The organism is Mariniflexile sp. (assembly GCF_041583155.1).
GTDB lineage: Bacteria > Bacteroidota > Bacteroidia > Flavobacteriales > Flavobacteriaceae > Mariniflexile.
Window position 1 is genome coordinate 1 of record NZ_JBFHGK010000008.1, and the last position, 24,024, is coordinate 24,024.

The 24,024-nt window shown below is 33.4% G+C and carries 22 protein-coding genes; 18 read left to right on the forward strand and 4 right to left on the reverse strand.

What is annotated here, in order from left to right; all coding sequences use genetic code 11:
• The 9 genes from ABYI63_RS04340 to ABYI63_RS04380 form a co-directional block, all read left to right on the forward strand.
• A partial coding sequence (locus ABYI63_RS04340) for a GNAT family N-acetyltransferase (protein WP_372753820.1) occupies positions 1-260 on the forward strand: 260 nt, incomplete at its 5' end.
• Between the two features lie 102 nt (positions 261-362).
• Positions 363-989 (forward strand): hypothetical protein, encoded by a 627-nt coding sequence (locus tag ABYI63_RS04345; protein ID WP_372753822.1) that lies wholly within the window; start codon positions 363-365, stop codon positions 987-989.
• 157 nt (positions 990-1,146) lie between these two features.
• Positions 1,147-1,377, forward strand: a complete 231-nt coding sequence (locus tag ABYI63_RS04350) for a CDGSH iron-sulfur domain-containing protein (protein ID WP_372753824.1) — start codon at positions 1,147-1,149, stop codon at positions 1,375-1,377.
• Between the two features lie 75 nt (positions 1,378-1,452).
• Positions 1,453-2,025: a Crp/Fnr family transcriptional regulator gene (locus ABYI63_RS04355; RefSeq protein ID WP_372753826.1), complete on the forward strand. Its 573-nt coding sequence runs from the start codon at positions 1,453-1,455 to the stop codon at positions 2,023-2,025.
• Between the two features lie 64 nt (positions 2,026-2,089).
• Positions 2,090-2,818: an acyl-CoA desaturase gene (locus tag ABYI63_RS04360; protein WP_372753828.1), complete on the forward strand. Its 729-nt coding sequence runs from the start codon at positions 2,090-2,092 to the stop codon at positions 2,816-2,818.
• A gap of 287 nt (positions 2,819-3,105) precedes the next feature.
• Entirely contained in the window at positions 3,106-4,308 is a 1,203-nt protein-coding gene (trpB, locus tag ABYI63_RS04365; RefSeq protein WP_372753830.1) for a tryptophan synthase subunit beta, read from the forward strand.
• A gap of 346 nt (positions 4,309-4,654) precedes the next feature.
• Complete coding sequence (locus ABYI63_RS04370) at positions 4,655-5,659, forward strand: sugar kinase (protein ID WP_372753832.1); 1,005 nt, start codon at positions 4,655-4,657, stop codon at positions 5,657-5,659.
• Between the two features lie 126 nt (positions 5,660-5,785).
• Positions 5,786-8,092 (forward strand): DNA topoisomerase 3, encoded by a 2,307-nt coding sequence (locus ABYI63_RS04375; protein ID WP_372753834.1) that lies wholly within the window; start codon positions 5,786-5,788, stop codon positions 8,090-8,092.
• Between the two features lie 172 nt (positions 8,093-8,264).
• Entirely contained in the window at positions 8,265-8,861 is a 597-nt protein-coding gene (locus ABYI63_RS04380; protein WP_372753836.1) for a pseudouridine synthase, read from the forward strand.
• A gap of 207 nt (positions 8,862-9,068) precedes the next feature.
• Here the strand turns inward: ABYI63_RS04380 and ABYI63_RS04385 are convergent, their stop codons facing one another.
• Both ABYI63_RS04385 and ABYI63_RS04390 read right to left on the reverse strand, forming a co-directional pair.
• Positions 9,069-9,710 (reverse strand): hypothetical protein, encoded by a 642-nt coding sequence (locus tag ABYI63_RS04385; protein WP_372753838.1) that lies wholly within the window; start codon positions 9,708-9,710, stop codon positions 9,069-9,071.
• 4 nt (positions 9,711-9,714) lie between these two features.
• The gene (locus ABYI63_RS04390) at positions 9,715-10,209 is read right to left on the reverse strand and encodes an RNA polymerase sigma factor (protein ID WP_372753840.1); all 495 of its coding nucleotides are present in this window, start codon (positions 10,207-10,209) and stop codon (positions 9,715-9,717) included.
• A 128-nt stretch (positions 10,210-10,337) separates the two neighbouring features.
• Between ABYI63_RS04390 and ABYI63_RS04395 the strand changes: the two genes are divergently transcribed.
• On the forward strand, positions 10,338-11,615 hold the full coding sequence (locus ABYI63_RS04395; RefSeq protein WP_372753842.1) for an NAD(P)/FAD-dependent oxidoreductase: 1,278 nt from the start codon (positions 10,338-10,340) through the stop codon (positions 11,613-11,615).
• 951 nt (positions 11,616-12,566) lie between these two features.
• Here ABYI63_RS04395 and apaG read toward each other — a convergent pair.
• Together apaG and ABYI63_RS04405 are read right to left on the reverse strand one after the other, a co-directional pair.
• Positions 12,567-12,953 carry a Co2+/Mg2+ efflux protein ApaG gene (gene apaG / locus ABYI63_RS04400; RefSeq protein ID WP_372753844.1) on the reverse strand — a complete coding sequence of 129 codons (387 nt, stop codon included), beginning with the start codon at positions 12,951-12,953 and terminating at the stop codon, positions 12,567-12,569.
• 107 nt (positions 12,954-13,060) lie between these two features.
• Entirely contained in the window at positions 13,061-14,311 is a 1,251-nt protein-coding gene (locus ABYI63_RS04405; protein WP_372753846.1) for a DUF5103 domain-containing protein, read from the reverse strand.
• A 159-nt stretch (positions 14,312-14,470) separates the two neighbouring features.
• On the opposite strand from ABYI63_RS04405, the gene ABYI63_RS04410 reads away from it, so the two are divergent.
• The 8 genes from ABYI63_RS04410 to ABYI63_RS04445 all read left to right on the forward strand — a co-directional run bounded on the left by ABYI63_RS04410 (position 14,471) and on the right by ABYI63_RS04445 (position 24,023).
• Positions 14,471-15,826 (forward strand): Na(+)-translocating NADH-quinone reductase subunit A, encoded by a 1,356-nt coding sequence (locus ABYI63_RS04410; RefSeq protein ID WP_372753848.1) that lies wholly within the window; start codon positions 14,471-14,473, stop codon positions 15,824-15,826.
• A complete protein-coding gene (locus ABYI63_RS04415) occupies positions 15,826-17,052 on the forward strand; it encodes an NADH:ubiquinone reductase (Na(+)-transporting) subunit B (protein ID WP_372753850.1) in 1,227 nt (408 codons plus the stop codon). Before ABYI63_RS04410 ends, ABYI63_RS04415 begins: the two co-directional genes overlap by 1 nt.
• Positions 17,053-17,054: 2 nt before the next feature.
• Positions 17,055-17,804, forward strand: coding sequence for a Na(+)-translocating NADH-quinone reductase subunit C (locus tag ABYI63_RS04420; RefSeq protein ID WP_372753852.1), 750 nt, complete (start codon positions 17,055-17,057; stop codon positions 17,802-17,804).
• 3 nt (positions 17,805-17,807) lie between these two features.
• Complete coding sequence (locus tag ABYI63_RS04425; RefSeq protein ID WP_372753854.1) at positions 17,808-18,452, forward strand: NADH:ubiquinone reductase (Na(+)-transporting) subunit D; 645 nt, start codon at positions 17,808-17,810, stop codon at positions 18,450-18,452.
• A 107-nt stretch (positions 18,453-18,559) separates the two neighbouring features.
• Entirely contained in the window at positions 18,560-19,273 is a 714-nt protein-coding gene (gene nqrE, locus ABYI63_RS04430; RefSeq protein WP_372753856.1) for an NADH:ubiquinone reductase (Na(+)-transporting) subunit E, read from the forward strand.
• 1 nt (position 19,274) lies between these two features.
• Positions 19,275-20,582, forward strand: coding sequence for an NADH:ubiquinone reductase (Na(+)-transporting) subunit F (gene nqrF / locus ABYI63_RS04435; RefSeq protein WP_372754021.1), 1,308 nt, complete (start codon positions 19,275-19,277; stop codon positions 20,580-20,582).
• 657 nt (positions 20,583-21,239) lie between these two features.
• Positions 21,240-21,659, forward strand: coding sequence for a response regulator (locus ABYI63_RS04440; protein WP_372753858.1), 420 nt, complete (start codon positions 21,240-21,242; stop codon positions 21,657-21,659).
• 489 nt (positions 21,660-22,148) lie between these two features.
• Complete coding sequence (locus ABYI63_RS04445) at positions 22,149-24,023, forward strand: YfiR/HmsC family protein (RefSeq protein ID WP_372753860.1); 1,875 nt, start codon at positions 22,149-22,151, stop codon at positions 24,021-24,023.
• The last annotated feature ends 1 nt before the right edge of the window (position 24,024 follow it).

The window sequence follows — 24,024 nt, forward strand, 5'->3', positions numbered from 1 at the left end:
CTTCAATTTGGGTAAAGGACAACTTTCTTCATCATTTGTATATATCCAATGAATTTCAAAGCAAAGGAATTGGAACACAATTATTGAATAGCGTAATTGAGAGAGCAAATGCTGATATGACATTAAAATGCTTGAAAAAAAATAAATTGGGAATAAAATTCTACCAAAAACATGGTTGGACATCAGTTTCACAAGGCGAATCAAATGAAGGAAACTATATTTTGTTTAAGTACCGGAATAAAATTGCTAACATTGAATAACCGTAATTACGACAGGTTCCACTACGCCCGAATCCACTCGGAATTGCTACCATCAGTGCTTAGCCGAAAATTATTAACTTTTAAATCGAAACGGATGGTTATATGAGACCATTGATAGTAATTATGAAAAAAAAGAAAAAATTAATTTGTTTTTTAGCTTGTCTAATATTATTTAGCTGCGAGGTAGAAGAAGTCGAATGTAAAGGTTTTGATAAAAATAATGCTATCCTGAGTTATGCAATGTTTCCAGATGAAAAGGAGTTTTATGAATTCGTTAATAATCAAGGGGATACGATAAAGCTTTCTTTTTTTGATAGATATTATTCAGAAAACTATATTGAAAGATGCGGTGGTTATGGAGACCCGACTTGCGATTGTTTTAGCAATTTTGAAGAACTATATAAGGTAAACGATTCAATATTCTTTAGAACTCAAGTTCGTATGTCTAGCTTAGAGGATGAAACTGAATTCATAGAACTTGATTATTCTGTAAATGCTTCACGATACAGCGAAAATCAAATAATTAATAGTCCAGAAAATATATTGGAGAGATTTAGTCAAATCACTAAAGAAGAATTAATTATAGATAATCATGAATTCAACAATGTTCTTTTAGTTGTTTTGAATAAACATATAAATGATAAATCTCTTATTGAGGAATTAATTATAGAAAAAGATAAAGGTTTAGTTGGTTTTATAAATAACAATGAATTATATGTGAAAAATTAAAAACGACTACCAATACGGGTAACCGTTGCTAAAGCGCCTAATTTATATACACATTTTCAAATCATTACAACATACTCTTTTTGTACCAAATGTAAATAAACCACTCAACTCCCCAAATATCAAAAAATATTTTCCAACTTTGTTTAAAAATATAACTATGAGCAAAACAAAACTTACCATAAACAGTAACGGGTCGGTAAAAGTAGAAGGTGATTTTGAAATTGTGGACAGCCAAGGCAATGTATATGGCTTACAAGGCAGACAAGTATTAGGAATTTGTCGTTGCGGACATTCTGCAAACAAACCGTTTTGTGATGGCTCGCACCGTAACAATTTTGAACACGATGCTAAAGCCTTCGATCTACCTCCTATTAAACCACGTTCGTAATTAAAAATTACTGTAAAAATTTTTAACACCTTTTAAAAGAGTAATTTTGAGGTTCTTATTTCAACGGGGTAAGTCATGAATAAATTACGCAGTTATTTAGAGAGTATAGTAGATATTGATGATGCTGATTGGAATTATTTCTCATCGCGGCTCATTAAACGCGAGTTTTCAAAAAAGAGCATTTTTTTAAATGTAGGTGAAGTAGAGAACTATATTTCGTTTATAGATGAAGGTGGCGTGCGTTTGTTCATTCCAAAGGAAGATGAAGAAAAGGAAATAACATTTGGTTTTTGCTTGCAAGGAGAGTTTGTAAGTGCTTATGATTCCTTTTTAACCCAGATGCCAACATTATATCAGCTGGAAGCCTTAATGGATACCACACTATGGAGTATTAGTTATGCCGATTTGCAAGATGTTTACAACGCTACTAAAATTGGCAACACAATAGGTAGATATACTACAGAAAAACTGTTTTTAATCAAATCCAAAAGAGAACAATCGCTGCTAAACGACACGGCTGAACAGCGCTATATCAACCTGTTTGAAGAGCGCCCGGAAATAATAAAGCAAATCCCTTTAAAATACATCGCATCCTACATTGGCGTTACGCCGCAGGCATTAAGCCGAATCCGAAAACGTATTTCTTAACTTAAGTTCATTGTGTGCAATAGTCTTTTTTGACTACTTTCGCAGCCTTAAATTAAAAAAATACATGGAAGTTATATATCTATTAATAATCTTATGGTACGGAGGCTTGTTTTTTCAAACCTTTTTTCTTCACCGCTATGCAGCACATCAAACATTCACTATGTCCAGAACTGCAGAAAAGGTTACTTACGTATTAACATGGTTATTTCAAGGTTCTAATTATTTGAGCGCTTACGGTTATGGTGTTATGCACAGAATGCACCATGCCTATGCCGATACAGAAAAAGACCCACATTCACCAAAATTTGACGAAAATGTACTTAAAATGATGTGGCGTACTAAAAATGTGTATCAAGATATCAATATGCAACGGATTCCAGTAGATGAAAAATTTACTAAAAACGTACCGCAATGGTTGGCTTTTGATAGAATGGCGAGCTCCAGAATTTCAAGAATTATCTGGACGCTGCTGTATGTTTTATTCTTTCTGCAATTTGCAACAGCATGGTGGCAATGGTTGTTTTTACCAATCATCGTATTAATGGCACCTATTCATGGTGTTATCATTAATTGGTATGCACATATTTATGGTTACGTAAATTTTAAAGTAAAAGATACGTCTAAAAATTTATTGCCATTCGATTTTTTAATGATGGGGGAAGCATATCACAACAATCACCACAAGCACGGTGGTCGAGCTAATTTCGGTGTAAGATGGCATGAGTTCGATCCAACTTATTTCATCATGCGTATCCTTAATGCATTAGGTATTATTAAATTTGTAAAAAATTAAATTTCAATTGGGGCGTTACCCGAAAAGGGTCGGGCTTTTCACTACAAGTCCTCGCTAAAATGCTTAGGCATTTTAGCTGTGGGCTTTCCGCTGCAATCCCTAACGCACTCACATCGCGGCACACATTCCTATTTTATACTTGATTATGTTTGAAAAAAACGATACATTCGTTTCATACAGAATTATGTCTACAATCTGTTGAAATCAGATCCCAATTACGAGTTCAATTTTAGTTTGTTAAAGGCAAGATGATTATCTGTGTTAATTAAAAAGCATAAAAGTATCATATGAAAAACTATTTTAAAACCTATCCAAATAAGGAAGGGTTCTTTGAAGGATATGGTGGTGCATTCATTCCACCTGTATTGGAACTTGAAATGAAAAAAATTACCGATGCCTACCACACCATAAGTAAGTCGCACAATTTTATTCAAGAACTTCGAAGTATTCGTAAACATTATCAAGGACGTCCAACACCAGTATATTATTGTGCACGCTTATCCGAAAAATATGGCGGACGTATTTATTTAAAACGTGAAGATTTAAACCATACCGGAGCTCATAAACTAAACCATTGTATGGGTGAGGCGCTTTTGGCAAAACACCTTGGTAAGAAAAAATTAATTGCAGAAACGGGTGCTGGCCAACATGGCGTGGCATTAGCAACCGCAGCGGCTTATTTTGGTTTAGAATGCGAAATCCACATGGGTGAAGTTGATATGGCTAAAGAACGCCCAAATGTAGTGCGCATGCAAATATTAGGAGCAACGGTTGTTCCTGTTTCCCATGGTTTAAAAACTTTAAAAGAGGCAGTCGATTCTGCTTTTGAATCCTATCTTAAAGATCCTGAAAATACCATTTATTGTATCGGCTCGGTGGTAGGACCACATCCATTTCCTATGATGGTTCGCGATTTTCAACGTGTTGTAGGTATTGAAGCACGCGAACAGTTTTTTGAAATGACAGGTGAAAATCCTGATAACGTTATTGCTTGTGTAGGCGGAGGAAGTAATGCAATGGGTATATTCTCAGCATTTATTGATGATGAAGATTGTCAGCTTCACGGGGTTGAACCAGGCGGTCGTTCTGATAAAATTGGAGACCACGCATCTACAATGAAGTTTGGCACTCCAGGAATTATCCATGGTTTTAAATGTTACACATTACAAGACGAAAAAGGAGAGCCTGCACCAGTGCATTCCGTAGCGAGCGGATTAGATTACCCTGGTGTTGGTCCAGAGCATAGTATGCTAAAAGATATGGGTAAGGTTAATTACGATAGCGTTAATGACCAAGAAACCATTGATGCCTTTTATGAATTAAGCCGATTGGAAGGTATTATTCCAGCCCTGGAAAGTGCCCATGCTGTGGCTTATGCTATTAAAGTAGCACAAGAGCAACCTCAAAAATCCATATTGGTTAATTTAAGTGGTCGTGGGGATAAAGACATCGATTTCGTGGTAGAAACCTATGGTTTGCCTAAAAATTAACCAATTAATTAAGTGGAAGTAACTTAATTTAAGCGAGTTAAATTAAAATTCATTATTAGCTGTTTGTCAAAATTTTTGATGAACAGCTATTTTTTTGTTTACACCATAAGAATCGGGTTTTTCTTTGAGAAAGATTTGCATTCAGAATTTCTAATTCATAAATTGTTTTAACTATCCCGAAAAGTAATTTTAATTTGGTTTTTTTACTCATTCCCTTCCTGTTGCGAGTTAGGCAATGAATAACAAATTTAAGAGCTAAATAAAAAATCACTATTTTTAGATAAATCATTGTGAGTTATACGTTTTACGAAAACCATTAACTTTATTAATCATAAAAAATTAAAGTATGCCTAAAAAAGTAGTCACATTTGGAGAAGTAATGATGCGTTTATCGCCACCAGGATATTCGATGTTTTCGCAAGCAACCTCTTTCGATTTGGTGTATGGAGGAGGTGAAGCCAATGTAGCCATTTCATGTGCCTATCTTGGAATGAAAGCAGAACATATGACACGTTTTCCAGATAATGCCCTTGGAAAAGCTGCTACCCAATTTTTACGAAAACATTGGTTAAGTACCGTAAACATTGTGTATGGCGACAACATGTTAGGTAAGTATTTTTTAGAAAAAGGGGCATCTTATAGGTCTAGCGTTGTTATTTATGAAAGGGAAGGCTCGGCTTTTTCCTTAATTCAGCCCTCCATGGTTAATTGGGAACATGTTCTTAAGGGTGCCGATTGGTTTCATTGGACAGGTATTACTCCTGCCATTTCTGAAGGCGCCGCTATGTGTTGTCTTGATGCCGTAAGAACTGCAAAAAAAATGGGTTTGAAAGTTTCAGGTGATATTAATTCGCGAGACAATATGTGGAAATATGGAAAAACCAAGCAAGAAATAATACCTGAATTGGTAAAACATACCGATATTGTAACAAGTAGTACAAGAGGTATTTTTGAAATGTTTGGACTAGGGGAATTAGGTGGTAAGTTTAAGAAATCAGCTAAGTTGCTTATGGATGAGTTTCCTAATATTGAGAAAGTGGTTGGTAAAAAAAGAAAATCAATAAGCGCTTCGCATCAAAAAATACATGGCAAAATGTGGAACGGTAAAAAATATCTAAAATCAAAAAACCTGGATATTAGTCATGTAATTGATAGAGTAGGAACAGGCGATGCCTTTGCTGCTGGTATTATTTATGGCCTATTGCATTATGACGACGATTTGCAAGCTTTAAACTTTGCCTCGGCAGCATGCGCTCTTAAACATACTGTTCCTGGTGATGTAAATATGGTGTCGCTAGAAAACGTAATAAGTTTAATGGAGGGCGATACTTCGGGGGCTATTAAAAGGTAGTGTTGTATAATTAAGTTGGAATGATTTTGTTTTACCTTCACTTTAATAGTTAATAACTACTTACAATTCCCTTTTAAAAACCATTTCAAAATCCCTAATTTGCGCCTTCAAATAAAAAGGAATTAAGTGAAAGTTTGTATTGCCGAAAAACCAAGTGTTGCCCGCGAAATTGCCTCCGTTTTAGGAGCCAATACCAAGCGCGATGGCTATTTTGAAGGCAATGGTTATGCTGTAACTTACACATTTGGGCATCTGTGTACCCTAAAAGAGCCTAACGATTATAAACCCTATTGGAAAAGCTGGGATTTAAACAATTTGCCCATGCTGCCTGAAAAGTTTGAAACCAAGGTAGTGTCAAATTCGGGGATACAAAAGCAATTTAAAATCGTAAAAAGTTTATTTGATAAAGCGGAGGTTGTTATTAATTGCGGGGATGCGGGTCAGGAAGGAGAACTTATTCAACGTTGGGTCATGAATGAGGCGAAATACAAAGGTGAAGTAAAACGACTATGGATTTCATCGCTAACCACCGAGGCCATTAAAGAAGGTTTTGAAAATTTAAAACCAGCTTCTAATTATGATAATTTATACTATGCCGGATTTTCTAGAGCTATTGGCGACTGGTTATTAGGAATGAATGCTACGCGATTGTACACTGTAAAACATGGTGGTTACAAACAAGTTTTATCTATTGGTCGTGTGCAAACACCCACCTTGGCAATGGTTGTAAACCGTTTTAAAGAAATAGAAAACTTTAAACCACAACCGTACTGGGAATTACAAACCATGTATCGTGAAACACTTTTTAGCTATGAGGAAGGTCGTTTTTTAAATAAGGAAGATGGCGAACTTTTAGCCAATAAGGTAAAAGAAAGCGATTTCGAAATAGTGTCTATTGAGAAAAAGAAAGTTAATGAGTATGCACCAAAACTGTTTGATTTAACGGGATTACAAGTCTATTGTAATACTAAGTTTGGATTTTCGGCAGAGGAGACTCTTAAAATAGCACAAACCCTATATGAACAAAAGGTAGTTACCTATCCAAGAGTAGATACCACCTTTTTACCAAATGATATTTACCCAAAAGTAAACGGTATACTTCAAAAGTTAACCAATTATGCTGCGTTAACAGCTCCGCTTTTGGGAAAAAAGATAAAGAAATCGCCAAAAGTTTTTAACGATAAAAAAGTTACTGATCACCATGCTATCATTCCAACGGGGATGCAAAGTAACTTGCAGTACAACCAGCAACAGGTGTATGATATTATTGTAAAACGCTTTATTGCGGTTTTTTATGATGATTGTGATGTGGCAAATACTACTGTAATTGGAAAAGCAGCCGAAGTATCGTTTAAAACCACCGGAAAAGAAATATTGAAAAAAGGATGGCGTGTGGTTTTTGAAAGTCCAGATTCTAAAGAAAAAGAACCCGATTTATTACCAACATTTGTGAAAGGAGAAAAAGGGCCCCATGAACCTTCTTTTTTAGAAAAAGAAACCAAACCACCCAATCAGTTTACAGAGGCCTCTTTATTACGAGCTATGGAAACCGCTGGGAAAGAGGTAGAAGATGAGGAATTAAGGGATTTAATGAAAGAAAATGGTATTGGGCGTCCATCAACCCGAGCCAATATTATCGAAACACTTTTTAAGCGCAAATACATTATTCGAAATAAAAAACAGGTGTTACCAACCCAAACGGGTATTCAGTTAATTGATACGATTCAGAATGATTTGTTGAAATCGGCTGAACTAACAGGAACTTGGGAAAAGCAATTAAAAGATATTGAAAAAGGTGAATTTACTGCAGGCGCGTTTATAAATAATATGAAACGCATGGTAGACGCTTTGGTTTATGAGGTGCGAAGTGAAACAACACGCGCCAATATTTCGCATGTTGCCACTGTAAAAAAACGAGAAGCTAAAGCGGAGAAAAAGAAAGCTGCAGGTATTTTGGCTGAGATATGCCCGAAATGTAAAAAAGCAACGCTTATAAAAGGGAAATCGGCTTTTGGCTGTGGGAATTACAAAGTCGGTTGCGATTTTGTGTTGCCATTTACCTATGCCGAGAAAAAAATTTCTGAGAAGCAATACATTCGGTTACTTCAAAAAGGCTCTACTGTAAATTTGAAAGATTTTAAATTTGGCTCGGATAAATCGGAGGGTTTATTACGATTGGATGATAATTTCAAACTTAAATTTGAAGCTAAAAAAGGTACAAAAAAAGTAGAGCCAAAATCGGATGAGTTAACCTGCCCAAAATGTAAAAAAGGCACAGTTCTAAAAGGTAAAACCGCATATGGTTGCAGTGAATATAAACAAGGTTGTAATTTTAAAGTAACTTTTGATGATGTTAGAGCTAAAATGAATGGAGAGAAGCCTACTAAAGAATTGGTTTATAAAATTTTGAAAGACTCCTTTAATATAAATTAAACGATCATTTTAAGGTATAACAACGAAGTATTCTATAGCATTTGGTTGTCTTCTCTACGGGCGAAGACAGCGGTTCTTATTAAATGTATTTAAAACAATACCCAAAGCGCTGAAACCGATGAAACTAATGATTGAACGTTATAAATTTATTACACTGTTGTTAATTAATTAAATGACCGAACAGCTAAGTACACACCAGCATTTTATAATATACAAACCATATGGGTTTTTAAGTCAGTTTGCTAGCAACGATAGTAAGCAACAATCTAAAAAATTTTTAGGGTTATTACATGAGTTTCCTGAGGGAATTATGCCCATTGGTCGTTTAGATGAAAAGTCAGAGGGTTTGTTGTTGTTGACTACCGATGGAAAATTGAGCGACTATGTTAATAGTAAAAAAGTTGATAAAGAATATTATGCCCAAGTAAATGGCGATATATCTTTAGAGGCTATTGAACAGTTAAAAGCAGGTGTTGAAATTGGTTTTTCGGGGAAAAAGTACCAAACGAAGCCATGTAAGGTGTTTAAATTAGAAAAAATACCTGAGTTGCCAACACGTTCACAAAAAATTAGAGATGATAGGCATGGACCTACTTCTTGGATATCAATTACTTTAAATGAAGGTAAGTTTAGGCAGGTTCGGAAAATGACTTCGGCAGTCGGGTTTCCAACCTTGCGATTGGTTCGAGTTCGGGTAGGAAATATTCATTTAGATACTATGCAGGTTGGTGAGGTGATTGAAATGGATGGTCTTTTGGATGTCATTTGAATTGATTTTAATTCGTTTGAAAGGAGTTAAAGTTTCCGAAATTCATCGTTCTTAAGGTTGTTGGGAAAGTGTATTGAGAATTTGAAGCTTCTTTAGCTTTTACGGTGCTTGTTTTTTTGCATTAGGGATAGCAGCGGAAAGCCCACAGCGAGGTACGAGCGAGGACTTGTAGCGGATAGCCCGACCCTTGGGTAATGCCTAAATAATTTAAACTTCCAGTTTTTTTAATTCGTTGTAATTACGGTTTAAGCGTTTTAATAATAGGCCGTAGGTTAGCCAGTAAATTAGTAATAAAAGCCCAACAGCTATTATTAATACGAGTAAGGTTACTATTATGATTCCCGCATATATTTCGAAAACACCACCGTTTAGGGAAGCCGAATTTAGTTGTGCTGTTAGGTTTGTATCGTGCTTAAATCCGTAAATAACTCCTAAAAATGTTCCAAGAATAAGAAATGCAATATTGAAAATAACATACTGTTTTACGGTTTGTCGGGTTTTTAAAATGTTTTCTATAAGTGTTTTGGAGTTATCGGTTGCCGATATGTTTTGGTGGTTTTTATAAAATTGATAAAAGAAATAAATGAGTACCGCATAACTTACAACGGTAAGAGGTGTGAGGATATGATCTATATCCAAACCATTCATTTTTTTAGATAATGAGGTGCCCTTGAATGCTACTGAAATGATTAACCAAAAAGCAAATTCCAAAATGCTAATAATAAATATCCATTTTACAATGTTTGATGATTTTGCATGAATCATGGCATAAATTTCTTTATAGCTTAACTGCGGATACTTAGTGGTATCTTTTTTCCAGTCTTTTTTTAATAGTTCTAATTCATCCATAACCTTACGGATTTAAAATGGTTTTAAGTTTGGTTTTGATTCGGTTCATTTTCACTCGGGCATTCACTTCGCTTATACCTATAGTTTCGCTTATTTCCTTATAATCTTTATCTTCTAAATATAGAAATACAAGGGCTTTTTCTATGTCGTTTAATTGATGTACAGCTTGGTATAGTATTTTTAGTTGTTGTTCTTCAGTGTCATCATAATCTTCAGCCTTTATTTTGAACTCCACACCTTCGTACGCTTGGGTATTAATGCTTCGTTTCGATTTTCGGTACAGGGTAATAGCAGTATTTAATCCTACCCGATACATCCAAGTGCTAAACTTAGCATCGCCCCTAAATTTGGGATATGCCTTCCAAAGTTGAATGGTTATTTCTTGAAACAAATCATTATGAGCATCCTGATTATTGGTGTACAGCCGACACACTTTATGGATGATGTTTTGATGCGTTTCTAGCAATTCAACAAAACTATGTTCTAGTTCTTTATTCAATTTTTTGGTTTGGTAGGTATAAGTTGTCTAATTCTGAAAAATGTTACAGATTTTAAAATTAATTTTTTAAAAAGCAATAAAAAAAAACTGATGGGTTAACTTTGCGGGTTTAATTTTTTATGTGTTTTATGAATATTCCTCAAACAAACTTACCCAGAATTGTAATTATAGGAGGCGGTTTCGCTGGTATAAATTTAGTAAAAAAATTAGGCAAAAAACCAGTGCAAGTTGTGCTAATTGATAAGCGTAATTACCATACGTTTCAACCTTTATTATACCAAGTGTCTTCGGCTGGTTTGGAACCAGATTCGATAGCGTACCCATTACGGAAAATTTTAAAGCGCTATGAGAACACTTATTTTAGAATGACTAAAGTGCGCACCATTGATGCTGAAGCTAAAGAAATTTATACGGATATAGGTGTGATAAGTTATGATTACCTTGTTATTGCAACTGGTACTAAAACGAATTATTTTGGTAATAAGGAAATTGAGAAGCATAGCATGCCTATGAAAAAGGTGCCTCAGGCTTTAAATATTAGAAGTTTGATTTTGCAAAATTTTGAGCAGGCTGCCATAACCGAAGATCAAACTGTAAGAAAGGCACTTTTAAATTTTGTTATTGTGGGAGGAGGACCAACTGGTGTTGAACTTGCGGGTGCCATAGCCGAATTAAAAAACCATATTTTACCTAAAGACTACCGCGACTTGATAGCATCCGATATGCAAATTTATTTGTTGGAAGGAAGTGCACGGGTATTGCCAACAATGAGTGAAGAGGCTTCCAAAAAAGCCGCACGATTTTTAACAAAGTTAGGTGTGATTGTGCATTGCAATACTTTTGTTAAAAATTATGATGGTAAAAAGGTGACCACTAATTTGAGTCTGAAGTTAGAGTCTGAAACCTTAATATGGGCAGCAGGTGTAACCGGTGATTTGGTTAAAGGATTGAATGCAGAAGTTTTGGTGGAAAGAGCAAATAGGTATAAAGTAAATGAGTACAATCAAGTGGAAGGCTATTCTAATATTTTTGCATTAGGAGATATTGCTTTGATGTCTACAGATGCGTATCCAAACGGGCATCCTCAGGTAGCGCAACCTGCCATACAACAGGCTCAACTTTTGGGTGAAAACTTACCCAAATTAATAGCAGGAAAACCGCTTAAAAAATTCAAGTATATTGATAAAGGATCTATGGCAACAGTGGGTAGAAATAAGGCTGTAGTAGATTTAAAGCATTATAAATTTGGAGGCTTTTTTGCTTGGTTTATTTGGATGTTTGTTCACCTTATGGCCTTGGTTGGATTTCGTAATAGGGTAGTGGTTTTCTTTAATTGGTGCTACAATTATATCAATTTTGACAAAGCAGCGAGACTAATTATTCGTCCGTTTAATAAATTGAAGTAGCGCTTTCTATAAGGATGTTTAAAATGCTGGATAATAATTTTTTAAATTCCTTTGATAGATTTTATTTATAATGGTTTTTTTGCCTTAAAACAGGGTCGGTTTTAATGAAAAAGGCAATTTAAGAGTTGTTTTTTAAAAGAATAAAAACACAGTGTCTTTAAAGTAATTGTTGCCTAGTAAAGTTTAAAGATAGATAAAATTTCCGACTTTAATTTTGTTTGGTTGAAGCATCTAAAGTCTTTTTGAAAAGTCGCTGAATGGTCTTTTTTATTTTTAGGATTTCTAGCAAAATAAGATGTGTTTTCACAGAATACTTGTTGTGTAATTTGGTTTAAAACGAAGAAAAAATGGCTTAATTATTTCGCTTTTTTTGATGAGTATGAAGGCTTTTTTTATTGCTTATTTTTTGTAGAAATACAATTTCAATACATCGAATTTTTTTAAAATTAAATAGATTATTTTATCTGTTGCAACTAGTAATTTGTTTTCAAAAATTGGTGTTCTTTGCGGGTTCATTGTTGGTTTATATATCAATTGATGGAATTTAATCTGGAGCATTAATAATAGTTTTTGTTTCATTGTTATTGATATAAAATAACATTGCGTATTACCTCTTGGATGTGATGTTCTTGGGGATTCAATAGTGGGCTTGTGGAGTATTTTAATGCTTATTGAATTAGACAAAATCCAAAGGGAACAAGACCGCTAAATAGGAGCGTGATACAGAGGGAGACCGTAAATGGTTTGGGTGTTTGTATTAAATGATAATCTTTAATACTTCAGAAAGAAAATCAATATTAAAAATGAGGTTTCGTTTTGATGACACATAAAAAAGCAAGTAATTATGCACTGTTTTTTTTATTTCTATGGTGTGTTTAAGACAAGAAACAACAGAAAATAGCATCTAATCTCAAGATGTCCTAAAAGATAAAATAAGTAGAAGTACTAGACTTAATTAATCGCGAAAGGCGCACTTAATTTAAATGTAGGGATGGTAACTTGAAAATTTTTAGAAGTTGTAAAATTAATCATATTATAATGCCCTTGCATAGCACCAAAAGGTGATGTTAATAAGCAGCCAGAAGTGTAGGTGTGAGATTCACCAGGTTTTAAAACAGGTTTTTTGCCCACAACACCTTCGCCTGAAACAACTTCAACGTTACTCAAAGCATCTAGTATTTCCCAATGGCGTGCATTAAGCTGAACAGAGTCTTTACTCTGGTTTTCAATTGTAACTGTGTATCCAAAGGCGTATTGTATTTTATAATTTTTATAAAATGAGCCTTCGTAAGTTGTTTCTACTGAAATTTTAATACCGCTTGTAACTTGTTGAACCATGGTGGTTTATTTAAGTTAATATTACTTTTAGGGCTAAAATACTAAATATTTAAGGGTTGGATGAAAATTTTAACGACTTTCATCAAAATATTAGTTGAAACGCATAATTAGTTCGAGATATTAACCGAACTTCCTTCTCCTACACCTATAATTTTATCGTATCGCGCACCTAAATCTCGGTAGTAAATAATTACTTTGTAGTTGTTTTCTGTTTGGTAAAAATTACCACTTATAGCACCTTCATCTAAACTACCGTCCTTATTAACTACTACAAATTTATAGTTATAAAAGCCTTGCTTTAAAAGCATTGTGTTTCTAAAAATGTTGTGAGTATCGTCATAAATCAGTTTAGTGCTTTCATCAATCACATAATTATTAAAATTACCATAAACGTGGATGTTTTTATTTTTAAAGGATTCTTGTGGTACTAATGAAAAATGAATCCAAACATAATCGGCTTCTATACTTGGATCGTCCACATCTAAGGCGGTAATTAGATAGTTGCCATTTATGTCGGGGTTATAGGTATACGGCTTGCTTGCTCGCTCTACATTAGTAAACAGATAATTATGGTAAAGTTCTTTTAAGTCAATTGCTCTAATACCCGTGTTTGCTGCACGAACATCTTTATTCTCAAAAAATAAATATTCGTTACCACCCATAAAACTTGTTTCTGTATCGTATCTGTAAATTAGCTGATTGCCCATAGTGTATTGCGGTTTTATGCTATGTAAGGCAGTTTTTAAATTATTATTTTGAACAATAACAGCCTTAACAGTTTGTGCGGGGTTGTTTAATTGGGTGTTGTTAGGGGATACAACAATTTCAACCCGTTGTTTTTCCTCAATGAATCTAACATCACGAGAGCGTTTTATAGTTACACCAACAGTGGAAGCTTCTTCGTAAATCATAAATTTTCTAGAAAAAACCAAATTATCGTAACTGTCATATACGCTAAGTATATAGTTTCCTGAGACTTTCAATCGTCTTGTTTGCTCGTTAGGAATTGTTAACTGATAATGAGAGTAGATTTGATAGGTGTTAAATGAATTCTCGTACGTTCTAATGCGTTGGTTGTCAAAGCCATCCATGAATTCCGACTTCATTAAAACGGAAGGTGTCCAGTCGTAATTGTAATGGTCTATTTTATAATAATAATCGTCTTCATTTCCATTTAAAACATCAAATTCAAGTACCACATATTCATTAAGTTTTAAAATAGGCAGTTGGGTCTCGGGTGTATTACTTTTAAAATTTATGGTTTTTATGTAATCTGGAGGATTAATTTCATTTACCTGAGAAATACAAAAGAAAGGGGCAAGAAGAAAAAAGATAAAAGAATTATAATTTAATCGCATTTTAGCAGTAGTTTTTCTGTAAATATAAACAATTATAATGCCTAACTAAAATATTAAGTTTTTTGTAAAAAAAAATCTAAGTATTTATTATGAAAACTGCATTATTAATTTGTATTTTTGCCCCGATTTTTAGACAAATAATTTCAATATAAATAAAATATGTCAAACGACATTCGCATTAAAAAAGGTCTAGACATTAAACTTAAGGGTGAAGCTGAAAAAACCTTGGAAAAGGCTGATTCGAGTAACTTTTATACTTTAAGGCCTGAAGATTTCCATGGCGTTATACCAAAATTGATTTCTAAAGTTGGATCGAAAGTAAAAGCGGGTGAACCTGTATTTTACGATAAATCCAATGAAAACGTAAAGTTTGTTTCTCCAGTTTCTGGCGAAATTATAGAAATTGCACGTGGTGAGAAACGTAAGATTCTAGCAATTAAATTACAAGCGGACAAAGAAGAAACTTATCAAGATTATGGTAAGTTTAACTTAGAGGCAGCAAAAGCAGATGAGGTTAAGGCCCATTTGTTAGCTTCGGGTTGTTGGCCATTTGTAAAGCAACGTCCTTATGATGTAATTGCAAATCCAGATAAAACGCCTAAGGCGATTTTTATTTCTGGTTATGCTAGTGCGCCATTGGCAGCTGATTTAGATTTTACTTTAAAAGGTAAAGAAGCGGAATTGCAAGCTGCAGTTACAGCATTAGGAAAACTTACCGAAGGTAAAGTACATGTGTCAGTTGGGAGTAAATCTAATTCGCCATTAGCAGGTTTGTCTGGGATAACACTTCACAAAGTGTCTGGTCCACATCCATCAGGAAACGTGGGAACATTAATCAATAAAGTAGATCCTGTTAATAAAGGAGAAGTAGTCTGGACGGTTGCCGCTCAGGATTTAGTGATTATTGGTGAATTACTTTTAACAGGTAAATTTAATGCAGAGCGTATTGTTGCTTTAGCAGGTTCTTCTATAGAAAAGCCGAGATATTTTATTACTAAAATTGGAAGTGAAGTAGCGCCAATTATTTATAATAAAGGAATTGCTAAGAAAGCAAATGTTCGTATTATTTCAGGAAACGTTTTAAGTGGTAAGCAAGTTAAATCTAATGGTTATTTAGATTATTACAGCAATGTGATTACGGTAATACCAGAAGGTGATGATTATGAACTTTTTGGATGGACTGCACCTGTATTTAATAAAATATCAACTTCTAGAGCATTAACCTTCTCTTGGCTTAACCCAAATAAAAAGTTCGATTTGAACACCAATACAAATGGTGAGCATCGGGCATTTGTGGTTACTGGTGGTTATGAGGAAGTTTTTCCATTAGATATTTATCCAATGCAAATTTTAAAGGCCTGCATGTATAAAGATTTAGATGAAATGGAAGCTTTGGGAATGTACGAAGTAGCACCTGAAGATTTTGCGTTAACAGAATTTGTTTGCGTGTCTAAACAACCACACCAGGATATTATTAGAAAAGGATTAGATGTAATGCTTAAAGAAATAGGGTAATGAATTTAAAAACAAGATTACATATTTTAAAAAGAAAGTATCGCGGGTCTAAATTGGCTCCGGCGTTTAATGCGCTTCATACTTTTTTATACTTGCCAGATGAGACCACACATAACGGAACTCATATAAAAGCAGCCGACGATTTAAAACGTACCATGAATACCGTTATTATGGCTATGGTACCATGTTTAATCTTTGGGATGTTTAACGCAGGTTACCAACATAACTTAGCTGTAGGTGAAATTCAAGCAGTAGCAGGAAGTTTCTTTAGCTCGGAATTTTGGACTTTGGATAATTTAATGATTGGTTTCTGGAAAATTATTCCATTAGTTATCGTGTCTTACGGTGTTGGTTTAGGAATTGAATTCTTATTTGCTATCATTAAAAAACATGAAGTAGAAGAAGGATACTTAGTAACAGGAATGTTAGTGCCACTTATTGTGCCTATTGATATTCCACTTTGGATGTTGGCTGTTGCTGTAGCATTTGGTGTGGTAATAGGAAAAGAAGTTTTTGGTGGTACAGGAATGAATATCTTAAATCCAGCATTAACCATCAGAGCATTTTTATTCTTTGCCTATCCAACTTGGATGTCGGGAGATAAAGTTTGGGTTGAAGGTGCTGTTGAAAGAACTAATGAAATTGCAGCAGGAGCTAATTTAGATGCTATTTCTGGTGAAACAATTTTAGGAACTTTGGCTCAAGGTAAAGAAGCTGCTTTTTCAACTTGGGATATGTTTCTAGGTTTTATACCTGGTTCTGTAGGTGAAACATCCACACTTTTAATTCTTTTAGGAGGTTTATTCTTAATCTTTACTAAGGTTGGAAGCTGGAGAATTATGTTATCATCTGCTTTAGGAGCCATTGTAATGGGAATCATATTCAATCAAATAGTGGATGCAGGCGTTATAACAGAAACTAGTAAATTTTACGGTTTAATGAGTACGCCATATTGGGAGCACTTAATTATTGGTGGATTTGCATTTGGAACTGTATTTATGGCTACCGATCCTGTAACTGCTTCTCAAACAAATAAAGGAAAATGGATTTACGGGTTTTTAATAGGATTCATATCTATTTTAATTCGTGTATTCAACCCAGCATACCCAGAAGGTGTTATGTTAGCAATTTTATTAATGAATGTGTTTGCGCCGACTATTGACCATTATGTGGTACAAGGAAATGTGAAGCAACGAATGAAACGTTTAAAGGCTAAAACTGCATAACTATGGAAAGTACAACAGATAAAAATTCATATACCATTTTATTTTCTATTGGAATGGTACTTATAGTAGGAGCTTTGTTAGCGTTTACGGCTTCCTCATTAAAACCGAAAATTTCAGAAAACCAACGTATAGAAAAGCAACAAAATATTCTATATGCGATGGGTGTAAATAATAATGATGAAAGTAGTGCGTCATTTGTGTCTACAGAAGAAGCGGCAAGTTTATTTGCAAAATACATCAAAAAACAATTAGTTATTGATGGTGCAAACGTAACAGAAGATACGGAAGCTTATTTAATAGATGTTAAAAAAGAACAAACCAAAGCAAAAGCTGGAGGTGTTAGAAGATTACCATTATTTATTGGAGAAAAGGATGGAAAAACCTTTTATATTGTGCCAATATATGGTAAAGGACTTTGGGATGCTATTTGGGCTTACGTGTCTTTAGATGAGAATATGGTTGTTCAAGGTGCTTATTTTGATCATAAAGGTGAAACTCCTGGTTTGGGAGCAAACATCAAAGAACGCTATTTTATGGACGATTTTATTGGTGAACATCTTTTAACGGAAGCTGGTGATTTTGCTGGTATTACCGTTGCTAAAGGAAATGCAGATCCAAAAAATGAAGTTAAAACAGATAATGAGGTAGATGCTATTGCAGGAGCAACCATTACAGGTGATGGTGTAACAGCAATGATTAAAAGCGATTTAAAGCTTTACAAACCTTATTTTGATAATTTAAAAAATAATTAATTTATGGCACTTTTATCAAAAAAAGATACGAAATTAATCACTGATCCATTAGCGGATAATAACCCAATTACTATTCAGGTATTAGGTATTTGTTCTGCATTAGCTATTACAGCGCAATTAAAAGCCTCTATTGTAATGGCCGTATCTGTATTAGCAGTATTAGGGATAGGTAACGTTGTTATTTCTTTAATGAGAAATATTATACCTTCAAAAATTAGAATTATTGTACAGTTAGTGGTAGTTGCTGCATTGGTAATTATTGTAGACCAGGTGCTTAAGGCATATTCATATGAATTGAGTAAAACCTTATCTGTATTCGTTGGTTTAATTATTACCAACTGTATCATTATGGGACGTTTTGAAGCCTTTGCATTAGCTAATGGGCCTTGGCGTTCATTTTTAGATGGTATTGGTAATGCTGCTGGTTATGGTGCAATACTTATAATTGTTGGTTTCTTTAGAGAATTATTAGGTTCAGGTACATTACTTGGATTTAAAGTTTTAGGTGATCCAATTGAAAAAACAGGCTTGTATGCTATAGGTTATGAAAATAACGGATTTATGTTATTATCACCAATGGCCTTAATTGTTGTAGGTATAATTATTTGGGTACAACGTAGTAGAAATAACGCATTAATAGAAGATTAGAAAAAGTACTTAAAGTTTTAAGTGCACTAAAGTATTTAAAGTTGATTAAACTGTAAATACTAAAAAACTTTAGACACTTTAAATACTTATAACTTATAACTGATAATATGGAACATTTAGAATTGTTTTTAAAATCGATATTTATAGATAACATGGTATTTGCTACATTCCTTGGGATGTGTTCTTACTTAGCGGTATCTAAAAAAGTAAATACTGCTGTTGGTTTAGGTGCAGCGGTAATATTTGTAATGCTTATTACAGTGCCTTTAAACTGGTTATTAGACCATTATTTATTACAACCTGGTGCTTTAGTATGGTTAGGAGCAGAATATGCTGATTATGATTTGAGTTTCTTATCTTTCATCATGTTTATTGCAACTATTGCTACGATGGTTCAATTGGTTGAAATTGTTGTTGAAAAATTTTCACCATCATTATATAACTCGTTAGGTATATTCTTGCCGCTTATCGCTGTAAACTGTGCGATATTAGGTGGGTCATTATTTATGCAATCACGTGAAATTCCAACTTTAGGATTAGCAACCGTTTATGGTGTTGGTTCTGGAATTGGTTGGTTTTTAGCTATTTTGGCTATTGCTGCTATTCGTGAGAAGATACGATATTCAAATGTACCACCTGCTTTAAGAGGCTTAGGAATTACATTTATTATAACTGGTTTAATGGCTATTGGTTTTATGAGTTTTGGTGGTATGCTAACAGGTGGCGATGAAGGAGAGAAAAAAGAGGCAACAACCACTGCTGCAGACCAAAATAGTAAAGAAGATAAAGTGATAGCTAATAATATAAAAGATAATGAGTAATATGATTTTAGCCGCAGGAACATTAGGGACAGTAATAGCGACTGTAACAGCTTTTTTAATTATTACCTTGGTATTGGTAGCATTATTGTTAGTCGTAAAACAAAAATTATCACCATCAGGTCCTGTAAAGATTACGATTAATGGTGAAAAAGAAATTGAAGTAGCTTCAGGAGGTAGTTTGTTATCAACCTTAGGGAATCAAAAAATATTTTTACCATCAGCATGTGGTGGTGGTGGAACTTGTATTCAGTGTGAATGTCATGTTTTATCAGGTGGAGGTGAAGCTTTACCAACAGAGACACCACATTTTACACGTAAAGAATTACAACATGGTGCCCGTTTAGCTTGTCAAGTAAAAGTTAAGCAAGACATGAATATTACCATTCCAGAAGAGGTGTTTGGTATTAAAAAATGGGAAGCGGTTGTTGTTCGTAATTATAACGTAGCATCATTTATTAAGGAGTTTGTTGTTGAAATTCCTGAGGATATGGGTTATAAAGCAGGTGGCTATATTCAAATTGAAATTCCACCATGTGAAGTTAAATATTCAGATATTGATATTACAGCGCATCCTGAGGAACATGAAACTCCGGATAAGTTTAAAGCTGAATGGGACAAATTTGGTTTATGGGATTTAACAATGAAAAACACCGAAACTGTAGAACGTGCTTATTCTATGGCTTCTTATCCAGCAGAAGGACGTGAAATCATGTTAAACGTTCGTATTGCTACACCACCGTGGGATCGTAACAAAAATGGTTGGATGGATGTAAACCCAGGAGTGGCATCATCTTATATTTTTAATCAGAAAAAAGGAGATAAAGTAACAATCTCTGGACCTTATGGTGAGTTCTTTATCAATGAGTCTGAAGCAGAAATGCTTTATGTTGGTGGTGGAGCTGGTATGGCGCCAATGCGTTCTCACTTGTATCACCTTTTCAGAACATTAAAAACAGGTAGAAAAGTAACTTATTGGTATGGTGGTCGTTCTAAACGTGAGTTATTCTATTTAGATCATTTTTACAAATTAGAGAAAGATTTCCCGAATTTCAGATTCTTCTTAGCATTATCTGAACCATTACCAGAAGATAACTGGAAGGTAAAGGCTGATATTGATTCACCTGGAGATGGTTTCGTAGGATTCATTCACAATTGTGTTATAGATAACTATTTAAGCAAACATGAATCGCCGGAAGATATTGAATTATATTTCTGTGGACCTCCATTAATGAACAAAGCTGTTCAGAAAATGGGAGAAGATTTCGGTCTAGCAGATGAGAATATACGATTTGATGACTTTGGAGGATAGATCTTCAATTGATATAAAAGTAAAACCCCAGCACTTATATGCTGGGGTTTTTTATTATCAATTGTTTTATATGCGATTAGGTATTTCTTTGTATTAGGTCTTGCATAATTTCATTTATTGTTTACATCCTTTTATAATGCTTTTTTAAGGCTTTTAAAACCATATAAATGTCTTTTATATAAGTAATGGAATGAAATGGGTTTTTAGGTGGCATAAAGCTCATTAATTCAATTTCCAGTTTGTAATTTCCGTAATGTGTGAAATTGTTAGTTTTTAAGACGGTAGCGTTTTGTAAGGATCTTGGTATTTTTAGAAAGAGCTTGATTGATATTGAAGGTTAATTAAGGATTTTTTATTTAGCTATACAAGACATTTATTTGCTGTCTAACGGTTGCTACATTAGTTTTGTTTCATAATTAATAGAGGGCTAATGCGCCATACCAATTCTCATGTATGGATGTTATTTAGTTAACGATTTTATCTCTTTATCCTCGTATGAAAAGAAATGTTTATATAAGGGTTGTTTCTTTATTTTATATTTTTTTTAACTTTAAATTGTATTTTGTCTACTAAAACGAGCATCATATCGATTAAATTCGTAAATTGCAGTAATATAAAAGGTTTTATACCTTCAGTTTAATTAAAGTTATTCTTAATATGTTTATTCAAGAGAAAAATTTAAAAATTGTGTTTATCGATGATGATAAGGCTACTAATTTTCTAAACAAACATATTGCCAAGAACAATGATAATATCAGTTCCGTAGCTTTGTTAGATAGTGGTTTTGAAGGAATTTCGTATTTAAAAAAATGCCTTAATGGAGAAGAGGATAAACCTAATTTAATTTTTTTAGATATTAATATGCCAGCTATGAATGGTTGGGAATTTTTAGAAGAATTTTATACACTTGATAAAATGCTGATTAATGAAATAAATGTGATTATTCTATCATCTTCTAATGACCCTAGTGATTTGAGTAAATTTAATAATAATGATAAATTATTGGATTTTATAAGGAAGCCTCTTAATAAAGAGGTGTTTAATGCTGCTTTAATGAAAGTTATGGAATTGCATTAATAAATTACAAGAACTAATTACAAAATACTTTTGGTGGACGATAATAAGACTTCCAATTTTTATAATATAGTTCAGTTGATTACGAAATTGAATCGTTTATAACGGTTTTAAATATTTTGGGGTATTTTAAAAACATAACATCTGAATATTAGTTTTTTATATAATACTGATGTTTGTTGTGGGGAATATTCAATTACCACGAGACAAAATACTTAAACTTAAAGATCTTAGTAGTATATAAATTTAAATAGTAAATTATTAACAGGAAGTAGTATTAATTGTTTTTAAAAACAAATTCAGTATAAGTGATTTCACTTGAATATGAGGTGTTTTATTCAAAGTTAAACCCAAATTAGTCCATTTTTTCATCCCTCAAAGTTTAATAATAAGGTAAAAATATTATTAAAACTAATAATGTTTTTATGTTAAATAAAATGATGAGTCATTAGTTTTTTACTAATGATATGGATAACCTTATTGGGATGATTAATGGAAATTAGTATCAGAATTTTTTGGAACTTTACCAAAGCAAAAATTCACCGTAATTCGTGGATTTCTTTTGGTAACCTTTCGGCTTTTAAAAGCCTATGTTTTGTTTTAAGCTTTATTGTGTTTAGCAACGGGTGTTTTGGTCAGTCTCGAGACAAAAGCGAAGCATCCAGACTACAAGAACAACGTGCTTTAATGATATTTAATTTGTCAGAACAAGTTAAATGGCCAAAAATAGAGCAACTCACTACATTTAAAATTGGAATCATGGGACCGGATACTATTATAGAAGGTCTAAAAACTATTTCTAAAAATAGAAGAATCCATGATAAGCTTATTGAAATAAAACGAATAGACAAGCTAGAGGAAATTCATAATTACAATTTAGTGTATGTAAATCATACCTATGAATATTTAATTAAAGCCATAATAGATAGTACTGTAGGGAAGGAGGTTCTTATTATCACAGAGGGTTATCCTAATAAGTCGTCTATGATAAATATGGTACAGGTTGGAGATACTTATAGTTACGACATTAACAGAGAATATTTTTCCAACGCCAACCTTAGAATAACCCCTATATTGGCTAGCTATGCTGTAACTTCTAAAGAAATTGGAGATAAATTATTCAAAAAGACAGAGCAAAAGTTGTACATGGCAACTAGAGAAAATGAAGAACAGAAAAAATTAATAGAAAGTCATTTTAAAATAATTGGCAGTCAAAAGAATGACCTGATAAAAAAAGAGCAGGTGATACTTGAAAGAGAATATTCTATTATGAATCTAGCCTTTGAAAGTGAATTGAAAAATAAAAAAATTGCCGATAATTTAGCTTTAGAAAAGGAATTGGAAGCTAAATTGGAAGAACAATTGTGTCAGATTAGTATTCAGCAACAGAATATGGACTCTGTAACTAATGAAATTAAGAAACAGCAAAAAGTTTTAGCACTTCAAAATCGTAACATTCAGGAAAAAGCCGATATCTTAGAGAAAAAGGACATAATTATTAACACGCAGCGAAAACATAATATAGTGTTATCAATCTTGTCTTTTTTGCTGTTTTTGGCATGTGTTTCATTGTTAGTAGCTTACCTATACAACAAGAAATTAAATAAGCGATTGAAATTACAACACATTGAGATCAGAAAGAAATCTAGTTTACTAAAATCTAAAAACAATGAGTTAGAACAATTTGCCTATATTGCTAGTCATGATTTGCAAGAACCTCTTAACACGATTTCTAGTTTTATTGATGTTATTCAAGCTGAATACCACAACAAATTTGATGACGATGGTAAACAAATACTTGGCTTTATAAAAGAGGGAAGCATTAGAATGAAGAGATTAATTGATGGGCTCTTGCAATATTCTAGATTGGGTAGAACAAAGGAATTTCAAGATGTAAATTGCATGCCTTTATTAGAAGTGCTAATTGCAGATTTACAAAGTACCATAAAAAGTACCGATGCCTTAATTAACTATGCGGATTTGCCAACTATAAAAGGAAATGAATTGGAAATAAGATTACTTTTTCAAAACCTTATTACAAATGGTATAAAATTTAGAGACCCAGGAATTCAACCTAAAATAAATATTGAATGTACAGAGGTTACTGAAATGGATGAAGCGGGGGTTGAAGCAGAAAAATTTTGGAAGTTTTCTATAACAGATAATGGTATAGGAATTGCGCAAGAATATCAGGAGCGTGTGTTTTCTATTTTCCAAAGGCTTCACTCAAGACTAGAATATGAAGGTTCTGGGATAGGTTTAGCGCATTGTAAAAAAATTGTGGAAGCCCATTCAGGAAAAATATGGTTTACGCCTTCAAAAGACAAAGGAACCACATTTTGTTTTTCTATACCTATGAAAGTTTAAT